Consider the following 14,664-nt stretch of genomic DNA (forward strand, 5'->3'; position numbering starts at 1 on the left):
CTTATTCGTATGCCAGGAACGTTCTCTGACCCTAACAAGAGATATGACAGCTACATCGCCCACCGGGTCTGCGGCTAACAATGGAAACACCATTGAAGTACAGCCGATCTATACCGAAGACCAAGTCGTGCATGAACATCAACCCGCGTCTGATGGTGCCCTAGCGACCACCAATGGAACGTTTACGGCGTTTCTTGCTCCCCTAACCCAAGACAGTTTTAAAGAAGTTGTTACGGGGGTGGAAAAGAAGCTCGAAGTGGTTCATCAAACCCTGTCCATGCTCCTCGACAGCCAAGGGTTTGAGACAATTCTCCAGGAGATGCTCAATGCTATCACCCTGAAGACCGCAGAGCTTTTGGGTGCAGACCGGACAACGATATTTTTACTGGATGAAAACAAGAATGAATTATTTTCGATTGTCGCCGAGGGTGAGAATGGCAAAACCATAGAACTGCGGATTCCTGCTGATCAGGGAATCGCTGGGCAAGTGGCAACATTTAAAAATGTGGTCAATAATCGCTACGATTTCTTCGATGATCCGCGTTCTGAAGGGTCGAAAAAGCTCTATAAAACAACCGGCTACCGAACTTATACAATGCTGACGCTCCCCTTACTCAATGACAAGGGAGACTTGGTGGCTGTGGTTCAGCTGTTGAATAAACTTAAGCCCTCTCATGATCCAGAGGATTCTTTACCCTTAGAAGAAAAAATCGATAAACAAGGTTTTAGCGAAACCGATCAGAAACTTTTTGAAGAATTTGCCCCCTCTATTCGCCTGATTCTGGAGTCGTCTAAATCATTTTACTTGGCAACTCAGCAACAGCGAGCGGCGAATGCTCTGATGAAGGCGACTGAATCCCTGAGTAAGAGCAGTTTAGACTTGGAAGAAACGCTCAAACGGGTGATGGAGGAAGCCAAGGAGCTGATGAATGCGGATCGCTCGACCTTGTGGTTGATTGATCACGAACGCAATGATTTATGGACGAAGATTCCTCAGGCTGGGGGTTCGATGAAAGAACTCCGGGTTCCCATCGGAGCGGGTTTTGCGGGTCGAGTCGGACTGACCGGTGAAATTCTCAATATCCCCTTTGACCTGTACAATCATCCCGATTCAGAGAAAGCTAGGGAAACCGATCGCAATACCGGGTATCGCACCTGTAGCTTACTGTGTATGCCAGTCTATAACGCCGATGGCGAGTTAATTGGCGTCACCCAATTGGTGAACAAGAAAAAGAAGGGAGATTTTCCCACTTACAATCCCGATCCCAATAAGGAGGAACAAGACGCACCCGAATGCTGGAAGGCGAGTTTCGATCAAAGCGATATCGCCTTTATGGAAGCATTTAATATCCAAGCGGGTGTGGCGCTGCAAAACGCCAAACTGTTTGCCACGGTGAAACAGCAGGAGCAAATGCAGCGGGATATCCTTCGCAGTCTGACCAATGGTGTAATTTCGACAGACAAAGCTGGTAAAGTGATCGCGGCGAATGAAAGTGCCAAGAAACTGTTGGGGTTTAGTAAGGGATATAGTATCGAAGGGCAATCGGTATCAGAGTTGGTCAAAATTAAAGAAAAAGAGGGCAGTTTTGCCAGCTTTGCCAAATTGCTACAGAATGCCTTAGACGCGAAAAATGAGAAAGACCGTAATCAGTACTACCCTGATCAGATATTGCTGACGCCGAGCAATGAAGAACATAGCGTGCATCTTTCTATTAACTCCATTGCCGATACAAGTGATTTGACCAATGTGTATGGGGCACTGGTGGTCATGGACGACATCAGTGATGAAAAGCGGCTCAAGAGTACAATGTATCGGTACATGACTCAGGAGTTGGCAGAAGAACTGCTGAAACTGGGCGATGCTAAGATGGGAGGCGATCGCAAAGAAGTTTCGGTGCTGTTTTCTGATATTCGCAGCTACACCTCTTTGACCGAAAAACTCCAAGCCGAAGAAGTGGTGGGTATGCTTAATGACTATTTTGAATCGATGGTCGAGGCTATTTTTAAGCACAAAGGCACCCTCGACAAATATATCGGTGATGCGATTATGGCGGTGTTTGGTTCGCCTTTACCCCTACCGGATCATGCCTGGAAAGCGGTACAAACGGCAGTGGAAATGCGTCATCGGCTGGTAGATTTTAATGCCCGTCGTTTAGCCCAGAAAAAAGAAGAAATCCGCATTGGTATTGGGATTAACTCTGACAGCGTGATTAGTGGCAATATTGGTTCGAGTAAGCGGATGGAGTTCACTGCTATTGGCGATGGTGTGAACTTAGGCTCTCGACTCGAAGGTGCCACCAAGCAATACGGCTGTGACATTATCATTAGCGAATATACCTTTGCTCCCTGCCAGGATAGGATTTGGTATCGGGAACTCGATTGCATTCGTGTCAAAGGCAAGAATAAGCCTGTGAGAATTTACGAATTGGTGGGACTGCGTTCTGATCCCATTTCCGCCGAAAAAGAGGAAATTATCGAACATTACCACAAAGGACGGGAGTATTATCTCAGTCGGAAGTTTACCCGGGCAATGGGTGAATTTGGCATTATTCTGGAAGAATTTGACAACAATGACAAAGCCGCTGCGTTACACCTGAATCGGTGTCAACATTTTCTCCAAGACCCACCTCCTCCTGAGTGGGATGGGGCTTACACGATGACCGAAAAGTAAATCAAACAGCTAGCACCTCAAGGATGAGGACTAAAAACAAGGTTGAACGTTTGGATAGGATGGGCATTGCCCATCCTATTGATTTATCGTTCTTCAGAGAATTATTGCTCAACTAAGCTTGAGTCATAATGGATACCAGCGTCTGCGTCAATTCTGTGTTGATGTCAGTTACAGTTCAGGGAAATTCTTGCTAGCGTTAAGGTGTTAGTTGTGAGTAATCAGATACGTGAAAGAGACTAGTGGGGAGTTAGCTCAAAACCATGCCCTTAAGCGAAGCGAAGGGTCAAAGCTCTCTGCCTTGTGGTCGCGCTTTAAGCGCATTGGTAGTTTTGCGTTGAAATATCCAGAATGGCTGACCAGTTTAGCCATTACAGGTTTGTTTGTGGGGATTCAGCTAGGATCTCAGATAAATGTTGACGTACTCGGAGTTCAGCTCAGAATTGAAGCACTGAAGATTCTACTCGATCAGTTGGAACAGGCAGAGATAAGTGCCTATGATGGGTTGATGCAGTTGCGACCCTCATTGCCGCCAGACCCACGTCTGTTGGTGGTCGAGGTGACTGAGAAAGATATTCAATCCCTAAAGCAGTGGCCCATGAGCGATGCGGTGATGACGCAGCTACTGCAAACCCTACAGCAGTATGAGCCAGCGGTGATTGGTCTAGATATTTATCGGGATATTGCCATACCCCCCGGTCATGCTGAGTTATCCCAGCTCCTGCAAACGAGTGATAATATTATCCCCATCTGTCAAATTAGTGAAAGTGAGAATCGAGGTACTCTCCCACCCCCAGGCGTTCCCGATTCACGGGTTGGCTTTGCCGATTTAGCCATTGATAAAGGCGGTGTCGTGCGCCGAGCGCTGTTGTTTCACTCTGTCGATATTCCCGCAGGTTGTACAACCCAACTTTCCTTTAGCTTTCAGCTAGCCAAGCACTATCTGGAACAAAAAGGAATCGAACCAACTATTACGCCAGACGAGCAAGAGTACCTGAAATGGGGTGATGTGGTTTTCAAGCCTCTAAAGCCAACATCAGGAGGTTACCAACAGGCTGATACTGGTGGCTATCAAATTTTATTGAATTATCGCTCTCCGGACGAGCTAGCCGATACCGTGACCTTGACTGAGGTTCTCGAAGGTCGCCTTGATCCCAGCTTGGTTCGAGACCGCATTGTCTTAATTGGAATCGCCGCCCCCAGTGAAAAAGATAGATTTTCTACTCCTTATAGTTCACAAGGGCTAATTATCAAGACAATGCCGGGAGTTGTCATACATGGTCAAATCATTAGTCAACTGCTCAGTACTGTTCTAAATGGACGCCAGCTTTTTTGGTTTTGGCCCAATTGGGTCGAAGTGAGCTGGATTTGGGGTTGGTCGTTCACAGGCGCTATTCTGGTACGAGTCACCCGCAATATCTGGCAACTGCTCCTGGCTGAAACGCTAGCGGTGGGTCTTTTGGGCGGCGTATCCTTTATCGTTTTTCTGGAGGCGGGTTGGATACCCGTAATGACACCAGCCTTGGGATTGGTGATGGCATCTACGGGTGTCTTGGCTTACAACGCCTACCAAAATCAGCAAGAACGCGCCCATTTTGCCCGTCTACTCCAAGAACAGGAAAATAACCTCATCGCCCTTCAGGGTATGTTACAGGATAGTAGAACCAGCGCTCCTATAACCATTCAGGAAGATGAGGATAAGACTCTGATTGCACAACAGCAAGAGGTAACCCTCAGTGAAGAAACGGCTATTGCCCCATCGCACCAGGAAGGGGATTCAACGGCAATTTGGACGCCTGATGCAGTTCCGAGCCAACCCGCGCCAACGGTTAAACCCTCAGACAATCCCAACCTCTTAGCCGGACGCTATAAGATTAATCGAGTTCTCGGTTCTGGAGGATTTGGTCTGACCTATTTAGCTGAAGATACCCAAAGACCTGGTAAACCCAAATGTGTGGTTAAGCATTTAAAACCAGCCCGTCGTGATGAACGATTTCTTGCCATTGCCAGACGCCTCTTCCACACAGAAGCAGAAATCTTAGAAAAGTTGGGCAGACATCCTCACATTCCCCAATTGCTGGCATATTTTGAAGAAAGTCGGGAATTCTACCTTGTCGAAGAATACATTAAAGGAGAATCACTCAGCGACGAGCTACCTGTGGATAAGCGTATGCCAGAAGGGAAAGTCGTCGAGTTACTCAAAGGACTCTTAGAAATTATGGTGTTTATCCATGAGCATCATGTTATTCATCGGGATATCAAACCCAGTAACATTATTCGTCGCCAAGCCGATGAACAATTGGTGTTAATTGATTTTGGGGCGGTCAAACAGATTCAACCCCAACAAAAGCTTGATCAGGAACACGATACACAAGAACACAATACGGTGGCGGTTGGTACTCGTGGCTATGCACCGTCAGAACAATACGCTGGACACCCGACTCTGAGTAGCGATATTTATGCTGTTGGGGTGATTGGGATTCAAGCGCTGACAGGTATTCCTCCTCACCAGTTAGTCCTGGATTCAGAGACAGGGGAAATTAGCTGGCGTCATTTGGCAAATGTGAGTGATGAATTAGCTGAGATATTAGAAAAGATGGTGCGCTACTACTTCATGGATAGATATCAGTCTGTGACAAAGGTGTTAGAAGATTTACGCACATTGTCACCTCAATCTTAGAGTCCACATTCAGCACTTCAAATTGGAGTCAGTCGGTTGGTGGAAATAAAATCAACTATGTTAAGTTATGTAAATATTCCTCAAACCCTGAAAGCCGGATCAAATGCCCTAGAAACCTGTATAAAAACCATTGCTGGAATCATCGAAATTGAGAAAACCAAGAATGAACGCACTCTCAACCAAACGTAGGGGGAGATGAAAGATATAAGAAAGTTGTGAGTTAATTCAAAACTTAAAACTTCATACTCCCCCCATCCCTAATACTAGGAAGCCCAGAGGACTAAGCCGGGTTCATAGAGACTAGAAAGGTTTTGGTGTTTGGGAAATACCCGGAGAGACAAACCCTGTAATCCACTGGCACTATAACTGATATCAGCCGTATAAATACTGACATTATGTGCGTCAGTTCCCTGGTAATCCATCACTACTGGTACGCCATTAACAATTTGCCCATTGGCATTGACTGAACCTTGGTAGAGTTCTATCTGTACATCATCAGCCGTTAATCCAGCTAGGTTGATGCGGCTTTTCACAGCAACCGATTGATTGACCATGAGATCGCTGGGAGCAGCAATGTCAATGTCTTCAACTTTAATACTGTACCAGTGTTCAAATAAGTGTTGCTTCCACTGAGCGAGTTCTTTCACCGGTTGATATCCCTCGCTAGTCATCGCCTTGTAGCGTTCGCTCGCTGGGAAATAACCACGCATCGCATAATCTCGGAGCATACGAGCGGTATTAAACACAGGACAGTTGAGCCGAATTGCATCTTTCATCTTGGCAATCCACCCACGCGGTAATCCTTCATTGTCGCGATTATAGAACAGGGGGACGATTTCCTGTTCTAGTAAGTCGTAAAGGGCGTTAGCTTCTACCTCATCTTCGTACTCAGGATTATCATATTCTTCCCCATGTCCGATGGGCCAACCTGTTCGCACGTAATCTGCTTCGTCCCACCATCCATCAAGGATACTGACATTCATTAGACCATTCATCGAACCCTTCATCCCAGAGGTTCCCGATGCCTCCCGGGGACGACGGGGAGTATTTAACCAGATATCACAACCAGAGACCATCAGTCGGGCGATGTGAATGTCGTAGTTTGGCACAAAGACGACAGAGTTATCCAATCCCGCTTCGCGAATCGTATGAAGAATCTGGCGGATTAAATCTTTCCCAGGCATATCTTTGGGGTGAGCTTTACCCGAAATGACAAACTGAACTTTGCGTTCTTTATTGCCTTGGATAATTTTTTTAATCCGATCCAGATCCCGCAGGAATAAGTTTGCCCGCTTGTATGTGGCAAACCGACGGGCAAAGCCAATCGTCAAAATGCTGGGATCTAAGACCTCACGCGCCCGATCAATTTCGGCAGGTGTAGCGCCGCGATCGCGCAAATGGTACTGCAAGCATTCCCGTACAGACATGACCATTTCAGAACGACAGGCTTGGTGATTGCGCCACAACTCCTCATCCGGAATCGAAGCCACCCGATCCCATAAGGGATCTTCTGCTTTGCGGCTTGACCAGTTCGGACCTAAGTAGCGGTCATACAGTTCCTGATTTGCCTTTGCCACTACGCTGCGAGCATGAACCCCATTGGTAATCGAGGTAATGGGGACTTCATCAAGAGGCAGATTGGGCCACAGTCCATGGAACATCTGGCGTGACACATCCCCATGCAACCGACTAACGCCATTAATAAAACTAGAGGTTTTAATTGCCAAAGCTGCCATGCTGAAGGGGGATTCCAAATCGCCCGTATCTTCTCGTCCCAACCCCAGAAATTCTTCCCGGGATAAACCAAAGATATTCGCATAATGACCCACATAGTACATTGCCTTATCGGGAGGAAATAGGTCAAATCCCGCCGAGACAGGGGTATGGGTGGTGAACAGTTGGGTTGACTGAGCCAATTGTTTCGCTTCGGCAAAGCTTAACCCTTCTTCCTCAATATACCGACGGATGCGTTCCAGAATTAAGAAAGCGGAGTGACCTTCGTTGAGATGATAAACATTGACCTTGTATCCCAAGGCTTTTAAGGCTCTCATCCCACCAATCCCCAACATCATCTCTTGGTGAATCCGCATATCCAGATCACCTCCATAGAGTCTGTCGGTGATATCTTGGTCGTAGGGATTATTTGGTTCAATGTTGGTATCAAGCAGGTACAGGGGAACCGTTCCCACTTGCACGCGCCAGACGCGAGCATAAACAGTACGACCTGGATACTCTACGGCAATCCGCACTTGTTCACCATCACCATTGCGCTCTAAGTGCAGCGGCATATTGTAAAAGTCATTAATGGGATAGCGCTCTTGTTGCCAACCATCCGCATTCAGGTATTGGGCGCAGTATCCTTCTTGATAGAGTAAACCGACCGCCACTAAAGGCAAACCGAGGTCAGAGGCTGATTTGAGATGATCGCCAGCCAAGACACCCAAGCCCCCGGAATAAATGGGCAGGCAATCGACTAATCCATACTCGGCACAGAAGTAGGCATAGCATTCCTTTTCATCGCTGTTGCCACGATGTTTACGATACCAGGTTCGTTCCTTGAGGTAATCGTCTAACTGTCGAGATGCCCGTTCCATTTGTGCCAGAAACCCATCATCTTCAGCCACTTCTTCCAGACGGGCTTGGCTAATCATCCCCAACATCAAAACAGGATTATGACGGGTGGATTCCCACAGTTTACGGTCTAGGCGTCGGAACAAATCTTTCGTTTCTACATTCCAATCCCAATGCAGGTTGTATGCCAGCTTACGTAAGGGTTCCAAGGCTTCTGGCAAAGCGGGAGAAACGTTAAAAGTGCGAATAGGCTGCATAGAGCGACAAAATTTCAAGTCTTACACGGATAACATTGTGTACATACTTTTACACAAAGGATGAGACTTTTAATACTGTTTTAGTGACAGACTTCGGTGTATCGGTGTCAGCTTAAGGCTAAAATCCCATCAGCAAAAGGTTTAGGCTCATTTTTCGATGACGGCAAAAACGCTATAGGTAAGGGAACTCACTTGCTGACTAAAAAGTCTTGACTAAAAAAGTCTGATGTGTATTAGGACGTAGGATAAAACCCGGTTGGGTATCGTACCTTTATCCTGAGCGTGAGTAGACTTTGCCTATCAACAAGGAGACCACCATTGGGTATGATTAAAAAAGTTGTTGCAAAACGCAACACAACCGCCAATTCGATGATTCATACCTCTGGGAGATATTCAAGATGCTGACACTCAAGATTGTGGTCTATATCGTTGTTAGTATTTTCGTTGCTTTATTTGTGTTTGGCTTCCTGTCAAACGATCCGGCTCGTAACCCCAAGCGACGGGATCTGGAGTAAATTGTACTTGCTTCATCCCTGAATTTTTCAAAGGGGCGAGGCGTACCTCGCCCCGCTTTGATTAGGCGCGGTAAGGGGGTACGCTTCGGATTTGTTCCTTCGACCGTTATTGTTGAAAAATGCCCCAACCCGTTCAGCCGCCTGAAACTCCTGCCATTATTCAATCGTTAACAACTGAGGACGCTGTTGTTCCCCTTTCGTCCTCACCTGTGAGTTCAGTATCGACTCACCTTCCCCAGGAAATTCCAAAGGGATTGGCGACACCAACCTCACCAGAAACGTTAGCACCGGAGTTTTCTTATGATATAACATCCTCACAGGCTGCCTTGCTCGGACCACCGATTTCTGTCCGTTATGCCCCCACACAGAGCCAGGGAGCCGAGGAGTCGGGGAGCAAAGATGTCAGCAAGGGTTTAGCGGGTGAGGATTTGCCGCAGCCTGTCACAAGTCTAAATGAACATGGCCAGTTTAGCCCTACTTCAACTACGCCAGCTCCGTCATTGACCATTGGTCAACCACCAAGGATAAATGATCAAACAAAGGCTTCAACGCGAGAACAGATGGCACAAGGGATTGCTCCTGATGCCTTGAGTACTCTTGTTAGCGCGACTGATAAGGAGCAAGGGTTTCAATCCTCCACTGAAGAAACTTCAGTGAGCTTAGCCTCAAAGACAACGAATGGAAACCCAATAGGTTCTTCCGCCGTAACCCTGGAACTCTCAAACGTTGAACGTATCATCACTCAAGAGCGGGGAGGAGAGATGAGAGAGTTTGAATTTACTATCCCCCAACCCGATACTCCATCGATACCTAACCCAGAGCTAGTCCCTGTACCAGATGTCCATGAGCGACAGCCGCGATCGCTTCCCTCCGAGCCAACCCCCAATCCTTCTGCTTCACAAACTCCTGAATCGGCGGCTCCAGGTCCAATCACGGGGGTGCTGGAACTGACTGCTGATCAACAAGAATATGATCAACAGCGACAGGTGATTACCGCTCAGGGAGATGTCAGGTTGCAGTTTCGCGGTGCTTTGCTGGAAGCGGATCGCGTCCAGGTTAACCTACCGAATCGGATTTTGGTGGCTGAGGATAATGTAGCCTTGACGCGAGGGAATCAGGTTTTACGGGGTCAACGCTTTGAGTATTCCTTTGTCCAGGATAGCGGCGTGATTTTTGATGCCAGTGGTGAATTATACGTCCCGACATCAGGTACTGATTTGACGATCTTACCCTCCCCGGCTGATCCGAATGCTCCAGAAGAACAACGACCGATCAGCGATCGCATTATCAGCAATCAACCCCTTCAAGGCGTAACCAATCCAGGCTTTTATTCCTTCTTAATTGGAGGAGGTTTTGGCACAACAACTACCGGAAATCTCTCAAATGTAGTTTCGGGTGCGCCTCCTGCAGGGACAATCAACCGATTCCGCTATGAAGCTGATCGCATTGATTTTGAGGGTTCAGAAGCGATCGCCCAAAATGTACGGATCACCAATGATCCCTTTTCCCCACCTGAACTAGAATTACAAGCTCAAACGGCTCGATTTCGCCGGATTTCACCCTTAGTGGATGAAATCGTTGCCACTCGTCCACGGTTGGTATTTGATCAAGGTTTATCGGTACCAACATTTCGCGATCGCGTGATTATTGATCGTCGCGAACGGGAACCTGGTTTAATCCAGTTTGGCTTCGATGATGATGATCGCGGCGGTTTATTTATCGAGCGACCCTTTAATATTGTCAACACTCCAGGGGTACGATTTCAAGTCACTCCCCAATACTTTCTCCAGAGAGCCATCTTGGGTGAAAATAACCCCAATACCCCAGAAAATGATAGTGGCAGTCTTTTAGACCCCTCGTCTTTCGGTCTCAAAGCCCGACTGGATGCCACCTTTACCCCTCGGACAACCCTACGGGCTTCAGCCATCTTCACCAGTCTTGATCCGGATGAGTTTGAAGAAGAACTCAGAGCTAGTGTACGACTCCAGCAGGTTATCGGTACAGGTTTACCCCATAACTTGAATCTGGAATATAGCTTTCGCGATCGCCTCTTTAACGGTTCCTTGGGCTTTCAAACCGTGCAACAGAGTCTGGGAGCTGTGGTCACCTCCCCAGTGATTCCCTTAGGTGACACGGGTATCAATCTCTTCTATCAAGCAGGTATTCAGGCGATCAAAGCCGATACAGACCGACCAGACTTGCTACCCCCCCCTCCACGAAATAATAATCGGATCGACCTGACACGCTATCAAGCCAGTGCATCGTTAAGCCGAAGTTTTACACTCTGGCGAGGTGAAGCGTTACCCTTAACCCCCACCGAAGGATTACGATATACGCCAACACCCGTGGTTCCTTTCTTGGCACTACAGGGAGTAGCAACAGGGGTTGCTAGTGCCTATAGTAGTGGCGATACCCAGGAATCCCTCAGTGGTACAATTGGGCTTGTGGGTCAGCTAGGGCATTTTTCTCGACCCTATCTCGACTACACTCGATTTAACCTCAGCTACACTCAGATCGCACGCGGTAACTTATCCCCATTTCCTTTTGACCGAGTTGCTGATCGAATTGTTCTTTCTGCTGGCATCACCCAACAAATCTATGGTCCGTTTCTTGCTGGTTTTCAGACATCTTACAACTTGGACACGGGTGAGGAAATCAGTACGGATTTATTTTTGGAATATAGCCGTCGTACTTACAGTATTCTCCTGCGCTACAACCCAGTTCAGGAGTTAGGGTCGATTAGCTTCCGGATTAATGATTTTAATTGGACAGGGAATCCAGGACTTTTTGATGGTTCTGCCATTCGCCCAGTCGTGCAGGGAGTAACTCGCTAACGGTCATTTGTCAGGGAATAGGGAACAGGGTAAGGTAGAGTCTTGAGTTAACTCACAAAAGATTTTCCCTACACCCTGCACTCCTGCACTCCTACACCCTGCACCCCTGCACTCCTGCACCCCTGCACCCCTGCCTTAAACGAGAAAGTATAATCTGAGTAGCAACCACGTTGCCCCAGAAGAAGGTTAAGCTAGAGAAAAAAAGCCAGTTTTGAGTTCAATAAGGTAATAACTTTTAATCCCCTTAACTTATTGTTTCTAACTAAAGCAGAAACCGGAGTAAACAGAATGAGTCAGGCAGATAAACTCAAATTATTGATAGTGGACGATGAGCCTGACAATTTAGATTTATTATATAGAACGTTTCGGCGAGAGTTCCGGGTTTATAAAGCCGATGGAGCAATGAGCGCTCTAAGCATTTTGGATGAACAGGGAGAAATGGCAATCATTATCTCTGATCAGCGGATGCCCCTGATGAATGGTACAGAATTCTTGGGGAAAACAGTTAATCGCTTCCCCGATACAATTCGTATTCTCTTAACGGGGTATACAGACGTTGAAGATTTAGTAGAAGCAATTAACTCGGGCAAAGTATTTAAGTATATTACCAAACCCTGGAATCCGGAAAGCCTGAAAGTCATCGTTCAACAGGCGGCGGATACCTACCGAGTCCTCAAACAAAGAACCAATGAACTGAGCCGCGCTTTACGTCGCGAAGAACTCTTTAATGTCGTGACAACAGCCATTCGCGAATCGCTAGACTATAGCAGTATGTTGCAAACTGTTGTCACCACGATTGGTCAAACGTTCGAGGCGACGAGTTGTATCCTGCAACCTGTCGATGGTAATCACCTGATTTCAGAATCATTCTCTTACCAAGCTGAGCCAACAAAAGACTCTAAATCTTTACCTGATGTTGAACCGATTGTTCAAAATGTTCTGGAGTTCCGGAAAACTCAGCTTGTTCAACAACTCAGTGATGGTAATCATGCGGTGCATCTGGTTGTTCCTCTGATCTGGCAACAACAACTATTGGGAGTGTTATCTCTTTATAAGCAACAGTGTGATCATCCCTGGATGTCAGAGGACATTCAACTCATTGAAGCTGTCGCTGAACAGGCAGCTTTAGCAATTTCTCAGGCAAAACTTTACCAACGCACCCAGTTACAAGCCGAACAGATGCGGGCTGAATTGGAGGTGGCTCGCCAAATTCAAAATAATTTGTTGCGCCAAAGTTTACCCGATGTGGAAGGGGTTAGAGTACAAGCCCACTGCTACCCAGCACGAGAAGTTGGCGGTGATTTTTTTGAAGTATACGTGCATCCCCAGGGAGATATTTGGCTAGCCGTGGGTGATGTGTCGGGAAAGGGAGTGCCGGCTGCTTTATTTATGGCAAGTGCGATTTCTATTTTGCGCCGAGAATTGGCTCAAGAAATATCTCCAGAACCTGAGGTGGTAATGGGAAATCTTAACAGCATTATGTCAGATGATCTGTTCAGTACCAACTGTTTTATCACGATGGTTTTAGCACGATATACGCCAACCTCGCGGCAGCTTGTCTATGCTAACGCAGGTCACATTTATCCTTTGGTTTGGGCTCATCGTTTAGTTGCCCAACAGCAATCTTCACCGGAATCATCTGTAACAGTAGAACCGGATTACCTAAAAGCTAGGGGGATTCCTTTGGGTATTCTACCTGAATGGCAGGCAAAAGCTGGAACTTTGACGTTACATACAGGTGATGTTTTGCTGCTGATCAGTGATGGTATTACAGAAGCAACGGTGAAGGAGGTTAAGCATTGCTCTGATTCTCAAAACCATAAATCTAGTCAATCCCTGACGAATTCAATGCTGGGAACATTAGGTCTTTGGCAACTTCTGCTTCAGGAGCCAGCTCCCTTTAGTCTACCCCATTTATTAGTTCGCATCCGCGAGGAGACTAACAATGTTCAGGAAGATGATCAAACGATTCTCTCGATGGAGGTTCTATAGTTGATGAAAACGGAGCTGCATGTACCAAGTGACTTGAAGTTTTTGACCATTGTCGAAAGCTGGTTACTGGGAAGTTTGGAAGTGGCATTAGGAGATTCAGTGGATTGGCAATGTCAATCGAGTCGGTTAAGACTGGCGTTAGTGGAAGCCTATTCCAATGTTGTGCGTCATGCTCATCGCGATCAACCCAATTTACCCATCTTGATTCGCTTGGAACTCAAAGAGCGAGACATTGCTTTGGAAATTTGGGATCACGGCAAAGGGTATGACATCACTAACTATAATCAACCCTCTCCAGAAGCTAAACAGGAAAGCGGATATGGCTGGCTGATTATGCAAAAGCTTATGGATAGAGTCGAGTATCGCTTGCAGATCAACGGTCGCAACTGTCTCAAGATGGAAACGAGCTTGCCTAAAGCTGACGAATGATTGCTGATCGCCCCTATTTTTTTGAGACGTATAAATATAACACTTTATCGAATGTGGGGCAGTGATTGTTACAATAATTTACAAAAAAGCCGATATTTCTAATGAAATCTATAAGCTTTGTTAAATTTGCTTGATTTAGATATCTTAATATATAGGATTTTAAATAGTTAAGTCTCAAGAGCGAGTTGACCTATCTGTTTAAGGATGCCCCTTGTTCTCTTGCTGGTGAGCATTTTTAAACGAGAGTTAGCCGTTAAGTTTAGTGCAATCAAAAATTTTGTTCCTATGACACAGCCGTTTATCTTGTCTCCCCGCTACCGACTAGATGACGATTCCCCATGGTTGGAAGGAATTGATCCATCACGCCACTACTGGATTGCCATCAATGGTGATCCGGATATCCAGGTAGCGATTCCAGGATTAACGGTGTCATCACTCAAGGAATGGAAGCAAAGCATTCGGCGGTTCCGAAGTCTTCAACCGGGCGCTCGCATGGAAGTAGTGCGAATTGCCAATACCTTGACCATTGAGTGTATCAGCGCCAACTGCTACGCGATCGCGACTGAAAGTGACGGCGCGGCGGTCTGGCATTTATTTGACCAAGAAGCATTAGAGAGTTTGTTGATGACAGCTCATCCCGATTGGCTTTGTGCACCCAGAGATATTGAGTTGGGGCGTCAACGGCTAGCTCGTTCCTGGGAGCAAGTGGCGGCTTAAT

General features: G+C 46.8%; 9 protein-coding genes. 8 read left to right on the forward strand and 1 reads right to left on the reverse strand.

The genetic code is table 11. The features are described 5' to 3' along the window. The first annotated feature begins 43 nt into the window (after positions 1-43). From ACLGGO_RS09535 to ACLGGO_RS09545, 3 genes are all read left to right on the forward strand, one after another. The gene (locus tag ACLGGO_RS09535) at positions 44-2,671 is read left to right on the forward strand and encodes a GAF domain-containing protein (RefSeq protein ID WP_446419123.1); all 2,628 of its coding nucleotides are present in this window, start codon (positions 44-46) and stop codon (positions 2,669-2,671) included. 226 nt (positions 2,672-2,897) lie between these two features. Continuing rightward, the gene (locus tag ACLGGO_RS09540) at positions 2,898-5,348 is read left to right on the forward strand and encodes a CHASE2 domain-containing protein (RefSeq protein WP_446419124.1); all 2,451 of its coding nucleotides are present in this window, start codon (positions 2,898-2,900) and stop codon (positions 5,346-5,348) included. 57 nt (positions 5,349-5,405) lie between these two features. Then, positions 5,406-5,537 carry a hypothetical protein gene (locus ACLGGO_RS09545; RefSeq protein WP_446419125.1) on the forward strand — a complete coding sequence of 44 codons (132 nt, stop codon included), beginning with the start codon at positions 5,406-5,408 and terminating at the stop codon, positions 5,535-5,537. 74 nt (positions 5,538-5,611) lie between these two features. Here ACLGGO_RS09545 and glgP read toward each other — a convergent pair whose 3' ends face one another. Further along, complete coding sequence (gene glgP, locus ACLGGO_RS09550; protein WP_446419126.1) at positions 5,612-8,176, reverse strand: alpha-glucan family phosphorylase; 2,565 nt, start codon at positions 8,174-8,176, stop codon at positions 5,612-5,614. Positions 8,177-8,574: 398 nt separating this feature from the next. Between glgP and ACLGGO_RS09555 the strand changes: the two genes are divergently transcribed. The 5 genes from ACLGGO_RS09555 (at position 8,575) to ACLGGO_RS09575 (ending at position 14,663) form a co-directional block, all read left to right on the forward strand. After that, entirely contained in the window at positions 8,575-8,691 is a 117-nt protein-coding gene (locus ACLGGO_RS09555; RefSeq protein ID WP_006099131.1) for a photosystem II reaction center protein I, read from the forward strand. A gap of 119 nt (positions 8,692-8,810) precedes the next feature. Continuing rightward, entirely contained in the window at positions 8,811-11,525 is a 2,715-nt protein-coding gene (locus ACLGGO_RS09560; RefSeq protein ID WP_446419127.1) for a DUF3769 domain-containing protein, read from the forward strand. A gap of 288 nt (positions 11,526-11,813) precedes the next feature. Beyond that, entirely contained in the window at positions 11,814-13,517 is a 1,704-nt protein-coding gene (locus ACLGGO_RS09565) for a SpoIIE family protein phosphatase (protein WP_446339443.1), read from the forward strand. Positions 13,518-13,520: 3 nt separating this feature from the next. Then, positions 13,521-13,946, forward strand: coding sequence for an ATP-binding protein (locus ACLGGO_RS09570; RefSeq protein WP_446339444.1), 426 nt, complete (start codon positions 13,521-13,523; stop codon positions 13,944-13,946). A 285-nt stretch (positions 13,947-14,231) separates the two neighbouring features. Next, the gene (locus ACLGGO_RS09575) at positions 14,232-14,663 is read left to right on the forward strand and encodes a hypothetical protein (protein ID WP_446339452.1); all 432 of its coding nucleotides are present in this window, start codon (positions 14,232-14,234) and stop codon (positions 14,661-14,663) included. The last annotated feature ends 1 nt before the right edge of the window (position 14,664 follow it).

The sequence above is a fragment of the Coleofasciculus sp. genome (genome assembly GCF_046565525.1).
Classification (GTDB): Bacteria; Cyanobacteriota; Cyanobacteriia; order Cyanobacteriales; family Coleofasciculaceae; genus Coleofasciculus.